General features: G+C 41.0%; 17 protein-coding genes and 1 pseudogene. All 18 read right to left on the minus strand.

The genetic code is table 11. The annotated features are described in order from the left end of the window. Nucleotides 1-726: 726 nt before the first annotated feature. Nucleotides 727-3,339 carry a bifunctional acetaldehyde-CoA/alcohol dehydrogenase gene (adhE, locus tag EKM81_RS02665; RefSeq protein ID WP_125648029.1) on the minus strand — a complete coding sequence of 871 codons (2,613 nt, stop codon included), beginning with the start codon at nucleotides 3,337-3,339 and terminating at the stop codon, nucleotides 727-729. Between the two features lie 342 nt (nucleotides 3,340-3,681). Next, a complete protein-coding gene (locus EKM81_RS02670; protein WP_125648031.1) occupies nucleotides 3,682-4,245 on the minus strand; it encodes a hypothetical protein in 564 nt (187 codons plus the stop codon). Between the two features lie 260 nt (nucleotides 4,246-4,505). Beyond that, entirely contained in the window at nucleotides 4,506-4,955 is a 450-nt protein-coding gene (yajC, locus tag EKM81_RS02675) for a preprotein translocase subunit YajC (RefSeq protein WP_379880378.1), read from the minus strand. Between the two features lie 121 nt (nucleotides 4,956-5,076). After that, complete coding sequence (tgt, locus tag EKM81_RS02680) at nucleotides 5,077-6,219, minus strand: tRNA guanosine(34) transglycosylase Tgt (RefSeq protein ID WP_125648034.1); 1,143 nt, start codon at nucleotides 6,217-6,219, stop codon at nucleotides 5,077-5,079. A gap of 198 nt (nucleotides 6,220-6,417) precedes the next feature. Beyond that, nucleotides 6,418-7,452, minus strand: coding sequence for a tRNA preQ1(34) S-adenosylmethionine ribosyltransferase-isomerase QueA (gene queA / locus EKM81_RS02685; protein WP_125648037.1), 1,035 nt, complete (start codon nucleotides 7,450-7,452; stop codon nucleotides 6,418-6,420). Between the two features lie 45 nt (nucleotides 7,453-7,497). Then, the gene (gene ruvB / locus EKM81_RS02690; protein WP_125648040.1) at nucleotides 7,498-8,508 is read right to left on the minus strand and encodes a Holliday junction branch migration DNA helicase RuvB; all 1,011 of its coding nucleotides are present in this window, start codon (nucleotides 8,506-8,508) and stop codon (nucleotides 7,498-7,500) included. A gap of 34 nt (nucleotides 8,509-8,542) precedes the next feature. Continuing rightward, the gene (ruvA, locus tag EKM81_RS02695) at nucleotides 8,543-9,136 is read right to left on the minus strand and encodes a Holliday junction branch migration protein RuvA (RefSeq protein ID WP_125648043.1); all 594 of its coding nucleotides are present in this window, start codon (nucleotides 9,134-9,136) and stop codon (nucleotides 8,543-8,545) included. A 17-nt stretch (nucleotides 9,137-9,153) separates the two neighbouring features. Then, nucleotides 9,154-11,277 carry a DNA mismatch repair endonuclease MutL gene (gene mutL, locus EKM81_RS02700; protein ID WP_125648046.1) on the minus strand — a complete coding sequence of 708 codons (2,124 nt, stop codon included), beginning with the start codon at nucleotides 11,275-11,277 and terminating at the stop codon, nucleotides 9,154-9,156. A 12-nt stretch (nucleotides 11,278-11,289) separates the two neighbouring features. After that, nucleotides 11,290-13,890, minus strand: a complete 2,601-nt coding sequence (gene mutS / locus EKM81_RS02705) for a DNA mismatch repair protein MutS (RefSeq protein WP_125648049.1) — start codon at nucleotides 13,888-13,890, stop codon at nucleotides 11,290-11,292. A 12-nt stretch (nucleotides 13,891-13,902) separates the two neighbouring features. Then, a complete protein-coding gene (locus EKM81_RS02710; protein WP_125648052.1) occupies nucleotides 13,903-14,703 on the minus strand; it encodes a TIGR00282 family metallophosphoesterase in 801 nt (266 codons plus the stop codon). Between the two features lie 306 nt (nucleotides 14,704-15,009). Beyond that, entirely contained in the window at nucleotides 15,010-15,864 is an 855-nt protein-coding gene (locus EKM81_RS02715) for a lysophospholipid acyltransferase family protein (protein WP_125648055.1), read from the minus strand. Further along, complete coding sequence (locus EKM81_RS02720; protein WP_125648058.1) at nucleotides 15,861-16,820, minus strand: glycosyltransferase family 8 protein; 960 nt, start codon at nucleotides 16,818-16,820, stop codon at nucleotides 15,861-15,863. Before EKM81_RS02720 ends, EKM81_RS02715 begins: the two co-directional genes overlap by 4 nt. Nucleotides 16,821-16,862: 42 nt before the next feature. Then, nucleotides 16,863-17,696: a glycosyltransferase gene (locus tag EKM81_RS02725; protein ID WP_164509187.1), complete on the minus strand. Its 834-nt coding sequence runs from the start codon at nucleotides 17,694-17,696 to the stop codon at nucleotides 16,863-16,865. Next, nucleotides 17,693-18,478, minus strand: coding sequence for a lysophospholipid acyltransferase family protein (locus EKM81_RS02730; RefSeq protein WP_125648061.1), 786 nt, complete (start codon nucleotides 18,476-18,478; stop codon nucleotides 17,693-17,695). The genes EKM81_RS02725 and EKM81_RS02730 overlap by 4 nt, the downstream gene beginning before the upstream one ends. Before the next feature lie 2 nt (nucleotides 18,479-18,480). Continuing rightward, the gene (locus EKM81_RS02735) at nucleotides 18,481-19,152 is read right to left on the minus strand and encodes a TetR/AcrR family transcriptional regulator (protein ID WP_125648064.1); all 672 of its coding nucleotides are present in this window, start codon (nucleotides 19,150-19,152) and stop codon (nucleotides 18,481-18,483) included. A gap of 469 nt (nucleotides 19,153-19,621) precedes the next feature. Further along, a complete protein-coding gene (locus tag EKM81_RS02740; protein ID WP_125648067.1) occupies nucleotides 19,622-21,226 on the minus strand; it encodes a BspA family leucine-rich repeat surface protein in 1,605 nt (534 codons plus the stop codon). 38 nt (nucleotides 21,227-21,264) lie between these two features. Further along, complete coding sequence (locus EKM81_RS02745; protein WP_125648070.1) at nucleotides 21,265-21,624, minus strand: KxYKxGKxW signal peptide domain-containing protein; 360 nt, start codon at nucleotides 21,622-21,624, stop codon at nucleotides 21,265-21,267. Nucleotides 21,625-21,759: 135 nt separating this feature from the next. Beyond that, nucleotides 21,760-21,884: pseudogene (locus tag EKM81_RS11635) on the minus strand (IS30 family transposase); the annotation flags it as partial.

A 21,884-nucleotide genomic window follows, 5' to 3' on the forward strand; every position in this document is an offset into this window, starting at 1 on the left:
TCGATTGATGCCAATTACAGACCAAATTGTCATCAATACGAGCCTTTGTCTAACCGCTAAAGCAGTAAGACAAATTTGGCGGCTGACAACCACGCCCTCCATTCCGTCTGGAGTTTAAGTAGTTCATTTCATCTTTGTTAGTGCTTAAGGCAATTGTAGCGGGATTAATCACCTTGATTTAGATTGTTGTCACAATTGAACAGTAGTACCCCAAAAACTTGTTTGATACTTCTCTGGTTTTATTCAGAAATCTTGCCAAACAGGTCGAGTAGTTTGCATCAATCCATTTTTCCGAATAGTGGTGTTCAGTTTTGTTAGTTTACCCTGCTGGTTGCTGTGCAAATGATATTTAACTTCACTTATATTGCCTTAATATCTGTCAATCCTAAAGTGGATTGAATTAACTCAAAACGCAGTGGAGGCCGCCGGGTTGTCAGCCGCCAAATTCTTCTTGCCCCTTTAGCGGTTAGAAGAAGACCTGCATTTGAGATTGTTGCAAAGCAATAAGCTCAAATCAGCGTCGGCAGCGTTCCACAACCCGCCGGCCGCAACGGAGTTGTCCACCATCCCGCCAAAAACCATTTTAGATTTGCAGCGGCTATTCTTAATCGCTGCCAAAATAACACTGTTTTACACCACAAAAAATATCGCCTGATGACTTTCAGATTGAAAGCTCTCGGCGATATTTTCGGACTAGCAGTTAAGCAAAACTAGTTAGGTTAATAATTATTTTTTCTTAGGATCAAAACTTGATTTAGGTCCTTCATATTCATCTAAGATGATTTGCTTCATATCAGCAATTAAAGGTTCCTTAGGGTTGGTGATGGTACAGTTATCTTCGTAAGCCAATTCTGCTAAACGATCAACTGAATCTGTCACTTGTTTCTTAGAAATGCCTTGTTCTTTCAAGGACATCTTCACACCAACACTTTCAGCTAAGTCGATAATGCCTTGGATCAAAGCATCAACTAATTCTGCAGTTGTGTTCCCTTTCAAACCAACATAACGTGCAACTTCAGCATAGTCTTCATCAGCGCGGAAGTAGCTGTATTTAGCCCAAAGTGCTCGTTTAGTAGGTACTAAAGAGTTGTAACGAATCACATGAGGCATAGTCAAAGTGATCACGCGTCCGTGAGGCAAATGGAATTCGCCACCAAGTTTATGAGCGATTGAATGGTTGATTCCTAACAGGGCATTAGCAAAGGCCATCCCCGCCATTGTTGAAGCATCATGCATGTTAGCCCGAGCTTGTTTATCACCATCGTAGCTCTTCTTTAAGTTATCGAAGACCAATTTAGCAGCTTGTAAGCTTAACCCACGAGTATAGTGTGAAGCCATCGTTGAAACATAACTTTCAAGCGCATGGCATAAAACGTCAAGACCAGAGTCAGCAACAACTCGTTGCGGTACACTTTCGATAAATTGGCTATCAACAATTGCCACATCAGGTGTTAAAGCATAGTCAGCTAATGGGTACTTGATGTTTGTTTCGCTATCAGTAATAACAGCAAATGGTGTTACTTCTGAACCAGTCCCAGAAGTTGTTGGCACACAAACCAATTTAACTTTATCTAAGTTAGGGAACTTGTAAGTCCGTTTCCGGATATCCAAGAATTTTTGTTTTGCACCCCAGAATGAAGCATCAGGTGCCGTGTAGAATAACCACATCCCTTTAGCAGCATCCATGACTGAACCACCACCAACGGCAATGATTGTGTCAGGCTTGAATGAGCGCATCATTTCAGTACCCTTATAAACAGTGTTTGTTGAAGGATCTGGTTCAACATCAACGAAGCGTTGAACAGTGACAGGTTCTGGACGGTTAGCAAGGGCATTAGCCACGATATCAACGTAGCCTAATTTGTCCATGCCTTGGTCACCGACGATAAAAACCCGTTTCAAACCCTGCATCTTTTCTAGATAGTTGATGGAGTTTTTTTCAAAATAGATTTTGGGAGGCAACTTTACCCATTGTAAGTTATTCCGGCGCATCGCCACTGTTTTGATATTTAATAAATCGAAAGTCCCAACGTTATGAGAAATTGAGTTATGACCGTAAGAACCACAACCTAATGTCAATGAAGGAATCATATTATTGTAAAGGTCACCTAAGCCACCGACAGAAGTTGGTTGGTTAACTAAGATCCGGCAAGCTTCCATTGCAACACCGTAGTCAACGGCCAAATCTTCATCCGCTGTATGAATTGCAGCAGAGTGACCACTACCACCTAAATCAAGCATTGCTTCAGCTAAAGCGAAACCATTTTCATGGTCGTTAGCTTTCAATAAGGCCAAGACTGGTGACAACTTCTCACGTGATAATGGATATTCATCACCGACACCATCAATTGGGGCAACCAAAACTGTCGTGTAATCTGGGACTTTGATCTTAGCTAAGCCAGCGATTTCGATAGCTGAATGACCAACAATTTTACCATTAACCGCATGCTTTTCTTTGTCGATGACAACATCACTTAAGCGATTGACTTCTGCAGGTGTTGCGACATAAGCATGTTGTGCTTTCAATTCCTTAACAACATCATTGTAAATTTCTTTATCAACAATAATGGCTTGTTCAGAAGCACAAATCATCCCATTATCAAAAGCTTTAGAAAGTAAAACGTCGTTAACGGCTTGCTTAATGTTAGCTGACTTTTCAATGTATGAAGGCACATTACCAGAACCAACACCTAAAGCTGGTTTACCCGTTGAGTAAGCTGCCTTAACCATGCCAGGACCACCTGTTGCTAAAACAGAAGCAACACCAGGATGATTCATTAAGGTTTGAGTAGCTTCAATACTTGGCTTAGGAATATAACTTAAAGCACCAGCTGGCAAGCCTGCTTCAACGGCTGCTTTCTTGATACAATCTAAAGCTGCAGCAGAACTCTTTTGAGCACCAGGGTGGAAAGCAAAGACGATTGGGTTACGAGTCTTAATCGCAATTAAAGATTTGAACATGGCTGTTGAAGTTGGGTTAGTTACTGGTGTCACACCAGCAATCACACCAAGTGGTTCGGCAATTTTAACTAATGAATGTTCTTCGTCACGTTCAATAATACCAACTGTTTTATCGTTTTGAATCGCATGCCAAATTTCTTCGGTTGCGTACATGTTCTTGATAGCTTTATCTTCGTAAACACCACGGCCAGTTTCTTCAACGGCCATTTTAGCTAATTTCATATGATCATTTAAACCAGCAATGGCCATTTGGTGGACAATGTGATCGATTTTTTCTTGATCAAAGGTTTTTAAAATTTTAAGGGCTTTATTGGCTTCATCAACTAGGCCAGTAACCATTTCTTCTACTTCATTGGGTTTTGTTTCTGTTTTTAACATGGGGAATGCCTCCTAAGTTTATTTAGCAATATTCCGTTATCTCTTTCACAAAAATATCATACCGCATTTATCTGCGAATGTAAACACTTTTCTGTGAATCCATTCACCGATTTTAAAATTGCCTTATCTTCACAATTATATCCCTGCTAAATAGGCAATTGTTAGATTAAAAATAATATTATTTAGCATATGAACAAAGATAAATAAAGCGGTTTTAGTGATGATATGTACACAAAGTAAGCTAACTAGCAAGCGCTTTTATTAAGTGCTAAAAAAAGCCGTTGCCACTGAGCAACCGCTTTTAAGAAAACACCACACAAGATTAACTGCCTTAGTTTAAGTTTAATCAGTCATACTTTCTATCAGCCCGACTGCCTGATGCCAATCATTTACCCGCGGCCACTGACTACTTTGTTGCGTATTCTCTGGGCTATTGAATAAAATTGGCTGAACCTGTACTTGAGCCACAGCTTGACAATTTTTAACAAGATCATCCAAGAAAATCGTAATTTCTTCTTGTTGACAAGCTTGAGCCTTGTTTAAAGTACAAATTAATTGGTCATACTGAATTTGACCATTGGCCAATTCGGTCTGAGTTGTCGCCACCGGATCAGTGTAAAACGCAGTCGTCCGGCCAGTAATAATGATGATTCGATGACCACGCTGACGAAGCTGAGCAATACCCCAAGCGGCATCTGGTTTAAACGGTGTTTTCGGCACAATCCGATCATAATATTTTCGACAAAAAGCTAACTCCTCAGCTTGCCATGATGCCGGCAAATTACTGTAGGAGATATTTTTATCCGTTAGTTCCTGTAAACTCGTTCCAAAGAATTCGGCAACATAAGATTGAAAATAGGTGAAAGAATTTGTCAGTGTATCATCAATATCAACAGCAATATTCATTATTACTAGCCTCCATTAGCAAAATTATTTTTATGCTTACCATGACGTGTGCAGCAACTGCTTAATCCCACAACAATTAAATTGCTGTGATAATTAAATAATCATCGCAAATAACCAGTGGGAAGACTGTCATTTTTTAAATACTTGGTGCCTAAACTCAAATAGTCCCCCAGTGACTGCTGCTCGATCACCGAATAATTGTAAAAAAATAATAGCATCATTCCTCAGAAACGGAACAATACTATTATTGCACTCAAAAATTATTTTTGATCAGCTTTGTCATCAGCATCGTCAGACTTCTTATCATCAGCAGTTGGTTCTTGACCAACAGTTGTTTCAGAAGAAGCGTCATGCGTTTCTTCTTTAGGTGCTGCTGTTTGGTCATCAGTGGCTACTGGTGCTGCTTCAGTAGGATGAACGTCACGAATAGCTGTCCGATTGAAGGTTAAGAAAATACCATCAGCATCAATCACGACTGTACCAGCTGCCGTATCAATTGAATCGATGACACCATGTAAACCGCCAATTGTGACAATGCGATCGCCCTTCTTCATGCCATCTAACATTGTCTTTCGTTGATTCTGTTGTTTCTTACCTGGACGAATCATTGTAAAGTACATAACGACAAACATCAAGATAATGATGATTAAGAAAGAAAAGTTGCCGCCCATACCTGCGTTAGTTTGTGCTGCTAAAATTAAGTTACTCAAATTTACACCTCATTTTTTTAAATCTACTATATACTGTACCAAAGCTATTCCATAAGTTCCAGCGCTTTCATCACTAAAATTCAAAATTTACGTTAATTCAGTCTCAAGTATGAGCCAAATGCTAAAAGTTGCGCGCATTCGCTTCATTAAAGCCATACTTCTCAAATAATTCAGCTCGGAAATCAAGCAAGTTATCATCTTGGATGGCTTGCCGAACTTGCCGCATCAAATGTAACAAGAAGTAAAGATTATGATAAGACGTTAGTCGTAACCCAAAAGTTTCATCTGCTTTAATCAGATGGCGAACATATGCCCGAGTAAAATTACGGCAAGTATAACATTGACATTCTTCATCAATTGGCCGGAAATCATGGGCATAGGCAGCATTTTTGACGACTAAACGACCGTGAGATGTCATGCAGGTCCCATTACGAGCAATTCTGGTGGGCAAGACACAATCAAACATATCAACCCCACGAATCACGCCATCAATTAAGGAATCGGGTGAACCAACTCCCATTAAATAACGAGGTTTATTCTCGGGTAACAATGGTGTCGTAAATTCCAACATTTCATTCATTTCTGGTTTAGATTCACCAACTGACAAACCACCAATGGAATAGCCTGCAAAATCCATTGCAGTTAAATCAGCTGCACTTTGTTGGCGTAAGTCTTTAAAGCCTGCTCCTTGAACAATCCCAAACAAGCCTTGAGTATCTGGATTACGATGAGCTTTTAACCCGCGCTCAGCCCAACGTGTTGTCCGTTCAATTGACTTTTTAACATAGTCGTGGCTCTCGTAGAATGGTGGACACTCATCCAAACTCATCATAATATCTGGGCCCAAATCATTTTCAATCCCAATCGCTTTTTCTGGAGAAAGAAACAGTTTCTCACCATTAAGGTGACTGCGAAAATGCACCCCTTCCTCAGTGATGTCACGAATATTGGCGAGCGAGAACACTTGGAAACCGCCAGAATCTGTTAGAATACCCTTGTGCCAATTCATAAATTTGTGCAATCCACCAGCCTCGCGAACAATTTCGCGACCTGGACGCAACCATAAATGATAAGTGTTGGCTAAAATCACGCCAGCACCCATTTCATCTAACTCCTCTGGTGCCAATGATTTAACGGAAGCCTGAGTCCCGACAGGCATGAACATTGGTGTCGGAAAAGTGCCATGCGGTGTAATAATTTCGCCTAAGCGAGCCCCAGTATGTTTTTCTTTTTTAATTAAATGGTAACGAATCGGTGCAGTCATAATTACTCCTTTTTTTAACAACAGCTGCCCGCAAAAAACGGGTTAGTCTCATAAAAACATCCATGCCGCCAAATAAATCAACGTCAACTTTACCATTATATAGCATAAAAAAAATCGCCACAATGGCCTGCCTTGAAAAAAGCACTTAACCAGCAGTCAGCGGCGGTTAAGTGCTTTTTAAGAATTAGCTTGATTAAGTTATTTGATAAACATGGCATCGCCAAAACTAAAGAAGCGGTACTTTTCAGCAACTGCATGTTTGTAAGCATTCAGGATTAGATCACGGCCTGTAAATGAAGCCACTAACATTACCAAAGTTGACTTAGGTAAATGGAAATTAGTAATGAAAGCATCAACGGCTTTCCATTGATATCCTGGTTTGATGAAAATATCAGTCCAACCACTATCGGCCTTGATTTCACCATTAAACTTAGTTGCGACTGTTTCCAAAGTTCGAATTGAGGTTGTTCCGGTGGCAATAATGCGACCACCATTAGCTTTTACTTCATTCAAAGTGGCAGCAGCTGCTTCTGACAATTGGTAAAATTCGCTATGCATTTTGTGATCTTCAATATTATCTTCTGAAACAGGTCGGAAAGTGCCTAAACCAACATGCAACGTAATATAAACTAGCTTGACACCTTTAGCTTGGACCTTTTCCAGTAATTCCTTAGTCCAATGGAGTCCAGCAGTTGGTGCTGCTGCGGAACCTAATTCCTTTGCATAAACTGTTTGATAGCGTTCAGGATCTTCAAGTTTCTCCTTGATATAAGGTGGTAAAGGCATTTCGCCTAATTTCTCTAAAATTTCTAGGAAAATACCATCATAATCAAACTTGATCATCCGGCCACCATGTTCCAATTCTTTAGTAACAGTTGCCGTTAATTCACCATCACCAAAAACAACCTTCGTTCCGACAGTTGCCCGGCGAGCTGGCTTCATGAGCGTTTCCCACTCATCACCGGTTGTATTCCGCAGTAACAAAACTTCTTCGTGACCACCAGTTTCTGGCTTAACACCATACAAACGCGCCGGCATTACCCGACTATCATTCATGACAACCGCATCGCCTGGGTTTAATTGATCAATAATATCGTAGAAATGCTTATCTGCCATTGCCCCAGTTTGATGATCAAGTACTAATAATCGCGAGGTATCACGCTTTTCGATTGGTGTTTGAGCAATTAATTCATGGGGTAAATCATAATCAAAATCTTCAGTTGTTAACATAATTTCGCCTCTAATATTTTTTCAAAATCTGATTCATATTTTACTACTTTAATCAGCAGCTGGTAGTGGTCGCTGTAAATGTTGATAAGCTTTTTTGGTGACCATCCGTCCGCGACTCGTTCGCTTCAAGAAACCTTGCTGCAATAGAAATGGTTCATACATTGTTTCAACTGTTTCCACATCTTCACCGATATTTGCCGCAATTGTCTTTAAACCTACTGGCCCACCTTCGTATAAATCAATCATCATGGTTAAAAGACGTCGATCAACTTGATCAAGACCAGCCTGATCGACTTGCAATTGATCAAGCGCCTGCTTAGCTAAATCACAATCAATCGTGGTCTGCTGTGCAACTTCAGCAAAATCACGGACCCGTTTTAACAAACGATTAGCAACTCGCGGTGTTCCCCGTGAACGTAAGGCAATTTCTTGGGCTGCTGCTTCAGTTACTTTGGTATTTAAGACTGTTGCTGAGCGTTGCACAATATCTTGTAAATCGTTTTTTTGGTAGTAATTTAATGGTGCCAAAATTCCAAAGCGATCCCGCAATGGCGCAGATAATAACCCGGCTCTAGTGGTCGCGCCAATCAAAGTAAACGGTGGTAATGGGAAATGAATAGGGTGGGCAGTTGGCCCTTGACCAACGATGATATCCACAAAAAAGTCTTCCATTGCGGAATATAAGGTCTCCTCAACTGCTCGCGGTAACCGATGAATCTCATCAATAAACAGCACATCACCAGGCTGCAAATCATTTAGAACAGATAATAAGTCCCCAGATTTTTCGATTGCTGGTCCTGAGGTGGTCCGAATATTAACTTGTAATTCATTCGCAATCACAAAAGCTAAGGTCGTTTTACCTAGACCAGGAGGACCATAGAGCAAGACATGATCCAAGGCTTCCTCACGTTGCTTGGCCGCCTTAATATAGACCGACAATTCTTGCTTCAATGCCTCCTGACCAATATATTCACGGAGAAATTTCGGCCGTAATGATTTTTCATTGTCAGCTTCTTGTTGATTTTCTGATTCACTATTAATGATACGATCCGTTGCCATCTTGCCACCTTCCTTCATGATTCATTTTTAGAAATTAATGACTGAGCTGCTTCAAACCAGCACGAACGTATGCGTCAGCGCTACTTAAATCCAACACAGCTAATTTCGGTTCAATTTTATCAAGTTCACGTTGACTATACCCTAAAGCGGCTAAGGCAGCCAGTCCGTCGGCGAGAATTGGGTTGTCTGAAGCTGGTCCAACTGTCTCGGGAGTAAACAAAGTAGCGGCCTGACCTTGCCCTACCTTATCCTTCAAGTCAAGAATAATTTGTTGGGCCGTTTTTTTACCAACACCAGGAAACTTGGTCAAAAAGCGCACATCTTCTGTGCGAATCGCCGTTAATAAACCTTGATGATCATCAGTCGCCAAAATTGCTAGCGCACTCTTGGGACCAATTCCAGAAACACTTGTTAATTGATCAAACAACGCCTTCTCTGCCTGATCACGAAAGCCATATAAAACTTGTTCGGTTTCGCGAATAATCTGCTCCACATAAATGGTTGCAGTTGCCCCTTCATGATATTGATAGGGATTACCTAATAGCAAGCGAAAACCAATTGGTCCAACCGCCAACACTAAATAATCAGGATAAATTGCAGTTACGGTTCCAGTCAAAAATTCAAACATAGCGGCCTCACTTTACTTTATTGATAAGATTCCCCTTGCCAAGATTGATGGGAATCTTGAATTCGTTTAAACATTCGCTCTAGGTCTTGATTACTATAATGCACTAAAACTGGGCGACCATGCGGACAGTTGAAGGGGTTTTCCGTTTGTGCTAAGTCACGAAGGAGCTGTTTAGCCTGTGCTGGTTCTAGATGATGATTAGCTTTAATTGAGCCCTTACATGCGGCCATAATTGCTGTTTTTTCGCGGAACTTAGCCACAGAAATTTTACCATCAGCCAAGAAGTAATCAATCATTTCACGAATCATTGCTTCTTCTTGGCCAGCTTTAAACCAAGTTGGGTGACTGTGTAAAATAAACGTGTTATCACCAAACTCTTCTAGCTGTAATCCCACATCGGCTAATAATGAAAGATGTGCCTGAATGGCCATATAATCACTTGCTGAATAAGTCAAAATCAAAGGTACTAAAAGATTCTGTTGATCTGGTGTTACTTGGCCAATTGTTACCCGTAACTGTTCGTACTTAACCCGTTCTTGGACAGCATGCTGGTCCAACAGATAAAAACCATCATCACTTTCAGCAATTAAATAAGTGCCATGAATTTGACCTAAATAACGTAACTCCGGAAAGCGCACTGGTGCAGTATCAGGAGTCGCTGCCGTTGAAAACAGGCCAGTCTGCTCTGCTTTTTGCGTTACGGTTGGTTCAGTAACTGGTTGCTGCTGGGGTTTAGGCTGACTAAACGGCCGCGGCTTGCTATCTTGTGCTAACCAATTATCCCAAGCACTGAGCGTCGCCGGATCTGCGAACGGATTTTCAACTAGTGGCGCTTCTGTTAAAGCAGTTAACGAATTATTAAGTGGTGCTAACTCGGATGGCTTTGCAGTTACAGCAAGCTCTGGACTGTTCTCGGCAATCTGATCTGCTGTAGACACAGATTCTTCAGGGTCAGTCTTCACATAGTTAGCAACTGTTTGGTCAGTTGCGGTTGACTTTTCCGACGAAGCTGTTTGCTCAGTATTAGTGTCTTCCGACGTCTTGGTGGAACTCTGGGCTTGCTGACTTGCTTGCGCTAAGTCGGTCGATAATTTGTTAAAATCCACTTTTGATTGATGACTCGCTAAATTCGTTAGGGCATCGGGAATTAAATTTTTAGTAGCTAAGGCTTGACGTACAGTCGTCTCAACTAATTCTGTTAATTCTGGTTCCTTACTAAGTCGAACCTCTTTCTTAGTTGGATGGACATTCACATCAACTAGTAATGGATCCATTGTGAGCTGAATAATTGCAACAGGATAACGGCCGACCATTAATTTGGTGCCATAACCCTGAATCAGCGCCTTCGTTAAAGCATAATTTTTAATATAGCGACCATTGATCAGAAACGAAATATAGTTGTTACTAGCACGAGTCACTGCTGGCCGTGAAATAAAACCATTCACCTTAAAATCAAGATCATCATTCTGAATAGGCAATAATTCTTGGGCCACACTGGCACCATACATCCCCGCGATTGCTTGTTGCAAATTACCATTGCCCGCTGAATTAACTAACTGATGGCCATTATTGATCAAAGTAAACGCCACTTGAGGGTAGCTTAAAACAACCCGATTCATAAAATCCGCGCTATGGCGCAGTTCCGTCGTCTGAGATTTCAAATACTTTAAGCGCGCCGGCGTATTATAAAACAAATCATCAACTGTGATTGTGGTTCCTTGGGGATGACTTGCTAATTTAATCTGAGGCGTTTCGTCGGCCGTGATGGTCATTTCACGACCAGTATTCACACCACCAGTGCTAGTTTTCAATTGAACTTTTGCCACTGAAGCAATACTGGCTAAGGCCTCACCACGAAAGCCTAGTGAATGAACGCGAAATAAATCCTCACGAGAATTAATTTTACTAGTCGTATGGCGCAGGAAGGCAATCTCTAAATCATCGGGTGCAAAACCAGAACCGTTATCGATCACTTGAACTTGTTTCAATCCGGCGTCAGTTAAGAAAACTTGAACCTTAGTGGCCCCAGCATCAACGGCATTCTCCACCAATTCTTTCACGACTGAGGCTGGTCGTTCAATCACTTCCCCAGCGGCAATCTGATTACTTAATAAAGTTGATAATTGATGAATCTTGCCCATGGTCTGTCACTCCTAACTATCTTGTAATAACGATTGCCAATGTTGAATTAAATTTAAAGCTTGCATCGGTGTCATTTGATTTAAATCAGTTGCCTTAACTTCCTCGGCTAAGTTTTGTAAGACTGGATCAGGCTGATCTTCAGCTACCGTCGGCAAAGGTTCAGGTTCGGTTGTCAAATTAAATAATGGAATTTGTTCGGAAATTTCAGCATCACCGTCAGCCAAATCATTGCCCTCAGCTTCCAGCACGCGGAGAACTTTACCCGCCCGCTTAATCACTGGACTAGGCAAACCCGCTAACTGAGCCACGTGAATCCCGTAAGACTTGTCAGCAGCACCAGGTAACACTTGATGCAGAAAAATCAAATGGCCGTTTTCTTCAGTAGCGCCAACGTGGACATTACGTAATTTAGGCAAGCGTTCTGACAACTGCGTTAACTCATGATAGTGCGTTGAAAAAAGTGTTTTGGCACCAAGATGATCATGAATATACTCAATGATGGCATCAGCTAAAGCAATCCCATCATAAGTAGCTGTCCCGCGACCTAATTCATCAAACAATAACAAGCTTCGGGAAGTTGCTTGAGTTAGTGCTTGATTAGCCTCTTTCATTTCCACCATAAAGGTACTTTCTCCAGAAATCAAATCATCAGCAGCACCAATTCGCGTAAAAATTTGATCAAAAATCGGTAATTCAGCTGACTCAGCCGGAATAAAACAACCAATTTGCGCTAGAATCACAATCAGCCCTAACTGGCGCATGTAAGTACTTTTACCAGACATATTCGGCCCGGTAATCAATAAAATATTCGTGTGCTCATCCATTTGGATAGAATTAGGAATAAATTCATTGGCACCTAGCACCCGCTCAACGACAGGATGTCGCCCTTTAACAATCTTAATATCTTGACTTGTGGTACTTAATTCAGGCCGGACATAATGTTCTTGCTCACTGACTACCGCAAAACTCTGCAAAACGTCTAAAGCAGAAATAACTTTAGCCAATTGTTGAATCCGTTTAGTTTCGGCTTTAACTTGATCACGAACTTGAACGAAAATTTGATACTCCAATTCAGTGGAACGGTCTTGGGCCTGAAGAATGAGGGTCTCATGCTCTTTTAGTTCCGGCGTAATATAACGTTCAGCATTCGTCAGGGTCTGCTTACGCGAGTATCGATCCTCTGGCACCAAAGCTTTATTGGCATTGGTAACTTCGATGTAATAGCCAAAAACACGGGTGTAACCAACTTTGAGCGTGCTGATTCCGGTAAGCTTTCTTTCCTTAGCTTCCAAGGCGGCTAACCAACCCTTACCATTTTCCATGGCATCACGATATTGATCTAACTGTTGATTGTAATGTGGCTTGATGACATGACCTTCTGTGATTGAAATTGGCGCATCTTCTGAAATAGCTGCACTAATTAGAGCCCGTACATCGGTTAATTCATCAAGCTGCTGATAGAAACTATCTAAAGCACTGCCACTCATTTTGGCTAGGGTAGCTTTAATTAAAGGCACTTGATTTAATGAATTGAGTAATTGAATCAGATCACGGCCATTCGCACTACCAAATGCGATTCGACCTGCTAATCGTTCCAAATCATAAACTTTTTGCAAAGATTTCTGCAAATCTAATCGTTCGAAATAATGCGCAATCAATGTGGCCACCACATCTTGACGACGTTCCAATTCATCATAATCCAGCAATGGTCGGTCTAACCACTGCTTCAGTAAACGACCACCCATCGCGGTTTTAGTTTTATCCAATAACCACAACAATGTGCCATCACGCTTGCCAGTCCGTAACGAATTAAAAATTTCTAAGTTTGCCTTAACGGTATGATCCATCCGCAAATACTGGTCAATCTGATAAGCTTCCGCCAATTGCAAATGCCCTAAGGAGCGCTTCTGCGTTGCCAGTAAATAGCTAATCAAGATTTGTAAAGCTTGTCGCTGATTGGGATCCTTAATTCGTTGGGCAGTAAAGCTAAACTCGCTCGACTCCTCAAGTTGTTTATTCTTGGATAACATTAACCCTAATTTAATGAGTGTTTGCTGTTGATCCTTAGCTAAATCATTGGTAATCACAACTTCTTTAGTATTTAAATTCAGTAACTCATTCATAACCTCACTAAATGAATGTAGTGACGTCACCTTAACTTCACCAGTGGTTAAATCTGCATAAGCCAAGGCATAATTCTGCTTAGCCACTTGTAAGGCCGTTAAATAATTATTTTGTTTGGCCGCACTCGGATCTTGATCCATCATCGTTCCAGGTGTGATCAACTGAATCACTTCTCGTTTGACCATTCCTTGAGCTAATTTAGGATCTTCCATTTGTTCGCAAATCGCGACTTTATAACCCTTATCCACTAAAATATCAATGTAATTCTGGGCCGCATGGTGTGGCACCCCACACATTGGAATCGGATCAGTTGCACTTTTATTCCGTGCTGTTAAAGTCAATTCCAATAATTGGGAACCCTTAATGGCATCGTCATAAAAAAGTTCATAAAAATCACCGATCCGATAAAAAAGAAAGGTGTCTTGATAATCCTTTTTAATCGCTAAATATTGTTGCATCATCGGTGTATCTTTAGTTTTCTGTGGCATTTAACTCTCCTACTATTCTAAAAACGGCCGATCAGGATTAATACTAAATGGTTGTAGTTTACGCGCCCGACCGGTTTTTTCATCTAATTCAAAATAACAACCATTTAATTGTCCGGGACCACTTTTAGGCGTCTCAAAGCGCACCGGTAAATTGGTGCGGAATTTTTCAATGACGCGGTCTTTATTCATGCCTAAGATTTCATTATAAGGACCAGTCATCCCTGCATCGGTTAAATAAGCCGTACCCTTCGGCAAAATCCGAGCATCATTAGTTTGAACATGGGTGTGCGTTCCAATAACAGCAGCTACTCTACCATCCAAATACCACGCCATCGCCAATTTCTCGCTAGTCGTTTCAGCATGAAAATCGACAAAAATTAAATCGCATTTGTCTTGCAGCTGCTTGACTAATTCGTCAGCCTTCGCAAAGGGATCATCAATTGGATTAATGAATACGCGTCCTTGTAAATTGATCACACCAACAACTACCTGGTTAATTTTAACGAGGGTATAGCCCTGACCTGGTGTTGTTGCCGCCGGATAATTCGCTGGCCGCACTAATTTCTTAGCTTCATCAATAAACTCAAAGATTTCCTGTTTATCAAAAGTGTGATTGCCCATGGTCACCACATCAGCCCCGGCTTGCAAAATCAATTTGTATAATGGCCGCGTGATGCCTTTACCACTAGCAATATTTTCACCGTTAACAATGGTCAATTGTGGTCGATATTTTGATTTTAACTTTGGTAAATAAGTGGTGAGCATCGTTTGACCGATTTCACCCATGACGTCGCCAATAAAAATAACCCGCATAATTTTCCTCTTTCCATAATCAATTAATTTTACCATAATTAAGCCGATAATTCAGGACCACTTCCAGCACAATCCGCTAATGATTAGCCATTTAGTCAATCGGATTCAAAAAAAGTGTTGCCAATATCAACACCATTTTTGCTCAATTAATTTTTGAATACTAAAGATCAAATTGTGAAACTAAAATAGCCTATGTGATCAACTCTGGTTTAACACCAGAAAATTGTCACACAGACTTGGTAGTTTACAACAGACTGCTTTTCTCAAGCAGTGCTAATATTTTATTAGTTGTTTCTGGTGACGCAACTAGCCACGCCAACCAGCAATATCACCTGGTTGAAACTCGGGATTCATTTTAACACCATAAGCTTGCTCATAAGCGGCAACTTTCTGCCGATAATCCTGGGCCATCATCGCCTCACTATTTGCAGCCACACTTTTAGCTGGGTCAGGATAAATTAATGGCAGAATATGAACGGTATACTGAACTTGTTGAAATTCGTCATTATCCATTTTAGGCTCGGTGGTCATGGTCACAAAGCAAGATAAAATTGGTTGCTGCAATTTAGCTGCATAATAATAGGCCCCACGTTTAGGCGGTCGGGGTTTCCGATAATTAAACCACATTTCTTGTTCTGGATAAATTAACACAAAATTGCCTTGTTGTAATTTACTAGCCAGTAGATTGGGAAAAGTTTTCCCCATGTAATTCATGCCATGACCAATTGGCAAGATATCATCGTAATTCATCATGAACCCAATAAAACCAGTCATTTTAAGATTAGTCGGCTGACTGACAATGTACAAGCGCCGATGACGCACTTTTTGGACCATTTTTCGAATTGCGGTGTTCTCTAGGGGATTGAAATGATTACTGGTGACAATCGCACCGCCCTTAAAATGCCGTAGATTTTCAGCGCCAACTATTTTCGTATGTCGATTTAAATAATCAGTCGACAGGCGCATCAAACTACGCGCCAAAACATTTTTAAAACGATAGTTTAAATGCGTCGTCGCCACTAAGTGGTCTTGTAATAAAGTCTGCTCTTCGCGTGGCGATAATTCAGGATCACCAACTTCAACCTTAGCATTAAATTGTTTGGTTGCCACTGACTGCTCAATATTTGCCACGACAGCCTTTTTACTACCACCAATAATCATAGTTGCACCTGTTCGCCTTGCGCAATTGCTTGTTTAAACGTCAAAGTTTCATCAGGAAAGGCAATAATTCGTTGCATTAATAATGCCTTATGTTCTGCATCTGCTGCTGTTTGCGTTGCTGAATATTGTGCTAACTGCTGTTGTAGTTCAGGTTGATAATCTGTGTCAGCTGCCGCTTGCCAGAACAAATCAGCATAAGGTACCTCTGCATAGCACCAAGGCTTGCCAAATAAATTGTAATGGACAATTGCGGGTTGTCCGCTAATTGGCAATGCATGTTCCGTTTGCAAATTCCACTTTGGCGCTAAATAAGCAGTCCGACCATAACAAATCCCATTCAGATAATCTTGATCAGGAGCAATTAACTGAAAATGATACTGATTTAATAATTTCAAGAAATGTTGACTAAATTTTTCCTGCCGCAATGCTTTTAAGTTTAATAATAATACCCCGGAATTAATATAATGGTCCGGATCAACACCCACCGCCAGTTCAGCATAGCGTCGTGTCCGCGGATCACTGCAAATAAATGCATCTGGAACTGCGCCGATTAGATTCGTTCCTAAATCAAATTGTGCTAATTTGGCAATATCCGTGGTCACAATCGTATCGGCGTCTAAATAAATGCCTTGATCATATTCTGGAAATAAATCCGCAATAAATAACCGATAATAAATTGTCAATGTGAAATAGTCAGCTCGTAACGTGTTATCATCACCACCAAATTTTGTTAATAAATCTGGTGTTAATTGGTAAAAGGTAATCGGGCAATTATCAATCGCAAGCGCGCCTAAACGTTTTTGATTGGCAGTCGTTAGTTTTTGATATAAGACAATCACTTGATATTGTTGTTGCGGGTTTGTTGATTTAATCAAGGACTGCAAAGAAACTGCTAAATAAGGGGCATATTGATCATTAATACCGTAAAAAATGGGAATAACTGCTGCTTGCTTCATCAGATACCTCCTATTAATTTACTAGATTAAACCAATCTAGCTTTATTTCTTAGTCGCCGCCGTTAAGGTCAGAAAACATTGAAACAAATCATCATAGTCGTGCAACCCTAACTGTTGCTGAACCTTCGTGATCTGCCAAGGCTTAATTGTCACCGTATGGAACCAGGGAAAAAAGCGAAAACTTGTTGTAAAATGTTGAAAAACCGTTTCTTCCTGACGTTGATGTTGTTCGTTAAAAATCACAGGTGCAATTTTTTTATGTTTCGTCAACTTATTCAAAGCTGATTGATCCGGCATAAACATTCGCTGTTTTGCACAACGTTGCCGACAAGCTGCAAACAAACCATCTTGACGAATTTGTTGTAAATTCAATAACAATACCCCAGAATTTAAATAATCTAAATGAGTCCAGCTTTGATGAAAGAACCAACGACCATAATGATCCAACACCCCTACCAAATCACTGCCGGCGAAATCCTGATGATAAAATTCACTAAAATCGCGACAACAAAGCACATCTGTATCTAAATATAATAAACGCGCTGGTAGAGCTGCCACTTGATCAGCATATAGCCGTAACATGCAGTTAGGCGTAAAAGACGTTAATAAGTTGGCTGTTGGTGGCATCGCAGCAAATAAATCACTAATATCAATCTTGATAATTGAACTTGTATCGGCTCGTCGCTGTAATTGTTGATTTAACTTGATAAGGGTTGCGTCTGCTAACGGTTGAAATTGCTGTTGTTCGGTTGTAATCGCGGCCGTTAAAACGTAAATATGCAAGGGCTCCTGAGTCTGGTCCATAAGTGATAAGACTGATAATGTTAACCCAGCAGCCATTTTGTCATCGCCACAATATAGAATATTCATCATCAGTCCTCCTTTTCAGTTGACGCCGGTTGATAGTGATAATAATGATAATTGTTAGTCTGACTGCGCTTGACCATCGCTTGTGCCACCTGATCTCGTAATTGCCGCTGTTGTTCAACCCGAGTTAACGTTTGATCAGCACTAAAAGGGCCGTCTAAATAGACTGTTCTTTTCGGCTTCTGTCGCCAATGCCGCTGTTGATAAGTTACCGTCATCGCGAAGACGGGCGCTGGGGTTGTCGTCGGATAATGAAACGCCGCAATTGGCAGTGGCCGAATTTTGGTGTAGTATGGCCAAACATGAGCCTCAGGATAAATCAAGACGGCTTTCCCCTGTTGGATAGCCACCGCCAAACCTTTTTGAAAATTAATAAATTGTTGCCGACCCTGAGGCAGCGGAACTGCCCCACCAGCCGCCAAAATTCGGCGTAATCCTGGTAAACCCCAGTTTGCTGGACTGGCAATAATCCAAGGTCGCCGCCGACCCAACACCATAAAAGCCAAAAAAGCGTCACCCATCGTCTGTGTATGATTACTATATAAATAGATACCTTGCTGTTGGGCTTGTCGCAGCACTTGCCGATTCTCGACGTGAAGATGCAAAACTAAGTGTTGATAGCCATAGGAAAAAAGTCGCAACCATGGCCGTAATAACCAACTACGAAGTTTTGGTCCCCAGCGAACACGTTGATAGTCAAAATCAGCAGGTAATTGCACCGCTTGGTGGGGACTAGTCACAAAATCATCTTGAAATGTCTGATAATAGTAAACTGTTTTTTTAGCTGTCATTTTTAAGCCTGTTTTTCAGTTGGGTAGGCAATGCTACGATAAACATTTTCAGCAATCTGGGCCAAATCAGCTTTAAAATCATAATGTCGCTGCGGCGCAATATTAGTCACTAAAATAAAATAACCTAGTAATTGACTCACAAATGACTGCACAACATTTCGTAAAAACCGCCAAGCACGACCTTGCGCCTCAGGTTTAAGCCGCCGCCAAACCCGCTTAACTAATTGGTTCTGTTGCAATTGAAAGGCTTGTAAAACTTGTTGTTTAAATTCAACATCGGCTAAAAATTCTGAAAAAAGAATCAGCATGACTTCTTTATTCTGATACATAAACTGAAATCTTTCCTGAGCAACCTCATTTAAGGTTTGTTGCAATTGATCAGTTGCAAACTGCTGTTGATCCAAATGACGTAAAAATTCAGTGGCATAATTGGGAATTAAGTTTTCAGCAATTGGCGATGTGATTTGATGCAATAATTCATCCTTACTATGAAAATATTTAAACAGCACGGCCTGACTCACCCCTGCCTCTTCGGCAACGGCTTTGGTACTTGTCCGTGAGAAGCCGTCACGAGCAAATAATCGAATTGCCGCCGATAAAACTTTGCGCTGACTTAAAGGCATTTGAGCAACATCATACCAATGCTCCAAGTCAGTCACAATCTTCTCTGTCAATCAGGTTCACCTCTTTCACTTTAGTGAGTAACCACTCACTCATTTTAGCAAAGCGACCAAGCAAATACAATATTTTACTGATCAGCGACTAGTAATGCGCATTAGGTCTAAGCACTTCTCTACTTCGCTGCTAAGAGCTTAAGTAGAGTGGTTTCTCTAACGGACCCATTCTCTTAACTCGCATCATTTTTAACAACAGTGTGGGACCCAAGCAGTTAGTTGGTGAGCCTTAACGTAAAACACCGAACAATCCAGGATTGCTCGGTGTTTTACGTTAAGCGGAATCGGTTGCTCTTTGAGCACACGTTTCAGCAGTTAAAATTATTTTATTTTTCGTAAAAGACTATGCTGATACTGCCACTTTAGATAGTCCTTAATTGACGCTTAAATCAGGACTAATTATCCTAATGATTATTGACTTGGCTAATCAGCAGATAACTCATTAAATCTAACAGCGCATCTTTAGAAATTAAAGTTGTTTCTTCTTGGGCCATAAGCCAATGGCCAAAAAGCCAACTAATGCTAATCCGGCAATTGTTAGGAACGTTCCCTGTTTCTTTTCGCTAGTCTTTGGCAACATAACGCCAGCAGTTGATTTGGTAAGTATTGGCTTAGTATCAGCCGCGGTTGGTGTCGTGACCCGCTTGGTGGTAATGACTGCCGAAATAGGTGCGGCAGTCATTGAACTGCCTGTCTTCGGTAACATGATTTGGTCATCACTACTGAAACCTTCTTGGGTTGTCTGACTATCAGTTGTTTGATTTTCTGAATCAATTGGTGCGGTCGTTTGGCTACCAATATATTGATAAGTAACGGTAATTGTTTGATCACCATCAGTAGCCTCAGGTGTTACCGCGCCAATATTGGTTTGATCAGCTTGATAATCGGCCAATATCGGGCTAGTAACTGCAGCAAAGGTACCATCAGCTTGCCAATCATCATATGAAACAGCGCCAGTAACTAAATCGGTTGTTTTATTACGAGTGAAATTAACGACTTGTTTTTGAGGACTGGGAGCTTGGCCAAGCCCACCTTGCAAAACATAATCAATCGTACGTGTTGCTTGCTCACTTTCGGTTGCAGTGGTGAGATCATCGCCATAAACAACCTGATAATTATTTGCTTGACCAGCAATAAATTGGGCATTGACTGTCCCATCGCTGACCACATGGTAATTAGTCTTAGCCGGAATCGTGATATTTGGTAATTTATTACCAGATTCACCAGTGACTGTTTGTGCAGGAAACAGATCCACACCATTGGCGTCAACAAAATGAATTGTTGCCGCTACTTTCTTTTGTGCCACATAAATTGTTGGTTTGGCTACTTGTGTACTAATAATCTGCGCACCAGTCATCGTGGTACCCTTAGGATCGGTTTCAGTGCCACCAAGTATTGGATCAACTTGTTGCCACTTACCAGTATTCATATTATTAGGATTGCTAGTATCGACTGCCGGATTTCCTAAACTAGCAGTTGAAAAGTCAACCACTTCAGGCCCAATCGTAATTTTTTCAAGACTAGTCAAGCCGGCTAAAGCATCGCTATTCCAATCAGTGGCATTTGAAGTATCAAAACTACTTAAATCAAGGCTTGTCAAAGATTCATCATTACGAAACATATCCCAGAAATAAGTACCTTTACTAGTATCAAAGTGACTAACATCCAGTTGCGCTAACTCGTAGTCTTCTGCAAACAGCCAGCCAAAATCGGTCACCTTGCTAGTATTCCACTTGGAAACATCAAGGGTCGTCACTGGCATATCACGAAAAGCATTATCCAAATCAACCATATTGCTAGTTTGCCAATTTGCCACATTTAATTTTTGAATCCCAGTACTTTCAAATGCACCCGATAAGGTAGTTACCTGGCTCACATCCCAGTTAGTTACATCAAGTGTTGCTAATTTGCTATCACCATAAAACATGTTGCGCATTGCCGTTACTTGGCCAACATCCCAATTTGCCACATCAACTGATTGTAATGATGGATCAGTCCAAAATAAACGATACATACTCGTGGCATTCGTGACATCAAGATTATTACCACCAACGACGGTCGTTAAATGCGGCAATAATGAAAAATATTGGGTTAAATTACCAGCACCAGCAGCTACTTTAACATTGGGTTCAATAACAATTTTTTAATCATTGAACCTAAATAGGTCCAAGCTGCTGGCCGGGAACCTTCGGCATAAAACATGCCGGCATGGATTGTCAAAACGCCTTGACTGTCAATGTCCCATTTAGCAGCATCACTAGCTGTACCTAGTTGTCCTGACTCTAAAATTGTCGCTGCTCTAGCCACTGGTGCTGTTTGCTTAACTTGGGTGGTTGAATTTACATTGGGCGTCACATTGGTGGCTGCTTGAACTAAGCCACCTTGCACCAAAACAAACGAAGCCGTGGCAATCCCCATTACCATCCAACGCTTGCCGGCTTTATAAAGCTTAAACCGAACTTTCGTATTCATATATAATCATTCTCCCCAGAATAATTTTGAAATCTATGATTGTTTTAATAAATCCAGTATAGTTCTAATTAATTTATTTCCCGAATTGTCAAATCAAGTGCAACACTTTCGACCTATTCTTAGTTATTGGTCTAGTTAATCGAAGTCTGGCAGGACTGCGATTGCCGATTGATAGTTGAGAATCTTTCGTGGTCTTTGGTTCAGAGCGTTTTGGATTGCTTGAATCCCTGTTAAGGTCAATTGGCGCATTGAGCGGCCTT

Source organism: Lapidilactobacillus gannanensis (assembly GCF_003946675.1).
Lineage (GTDB): Bacteria > Bacillota > Bacilli > Lactobacillales > Lactobacillaceae > Lapidilactobacillus > Lapidilactobacillus gannanensis.

Coding starts and splice junctions, on each gene's coding strand:
- EKM81_RS02745 (WP_125648070.1), bottom strand. CDS start 21,624: ATGAATACGAAAGTTCGGTTTAAGCTTTATAAAGCCGGCAAGCGTTGG.
- EKM81_RS02715 (WP_125648055.1), bottom strand. CDS start 15,864: ATGATTATTGGTGGTAGTAAAAAGGCTGTCGTGGCAAATATTGAGCAG.
- adhE (WP_125648029.1), bottom strand. CDS start 3,339: ATGTTAAAAACAGAAACAAAACCCAATGAAGTAGAAGAAATGGTTACT.
- mutS (WP_125648049.1), bottom strand. CDS start 13,890: ATGCCACAGAAAACTAAAGATACACCGATGATGCAACAATATTTAGCG.
- EKM81_RS02730 (WP_125648061.1), bottom strand. CDS start 18,478: ATGACAGCTAAAAAAACAGTTTACTATTATCAGACATTTCAAGATGAT.
- tgt (WP_125648034.1), bottom strand. CDS start 6,219: ATGACTGCACCGATTCGTTACCATTTAATTAAAAAAGAAAAACATACT.
- EKM81_RS02710 (WP_125648052.1), bottom strand. CDS start 14,703: ATGCGGGTTATTTTTATTGGCGACGTCATGGGTGAAATCGGTCAAACG.
- EKM81_RS02670 (WP_125648031.1), bottom strand. CDS start 4,245: ATGAATATTGCTGTTGATATTGATGATACACTGACAAATTCTTTCACC.
- EKM81_RS02720 (WP_125648058.1), bottom strand. CDS start 16,820: ATGAAGCAAGCAGCAGTTATTCCCATTTTTTACGGTATTAATGATCAA.
- ruvB (WP_125648040.1), bottom strand. CDS start 8,508: ATGGCAACGGATCGTATCATTAATAGTGAATCAGAAAATCAACAAGAA.
- mutL (WP_125648046.1), bottom strand. CDS start 11,277: ATGGGCAAGATTCATCAATTATCAACTTTATTAAGTAATCAGATTGCC.
- ruvA (WP_125648043.1), bottom strand. CDS start 9,136: ATGTTTGAATTTTTGACTGGAACCGTAACTGCAATTTATCCTGATTAT.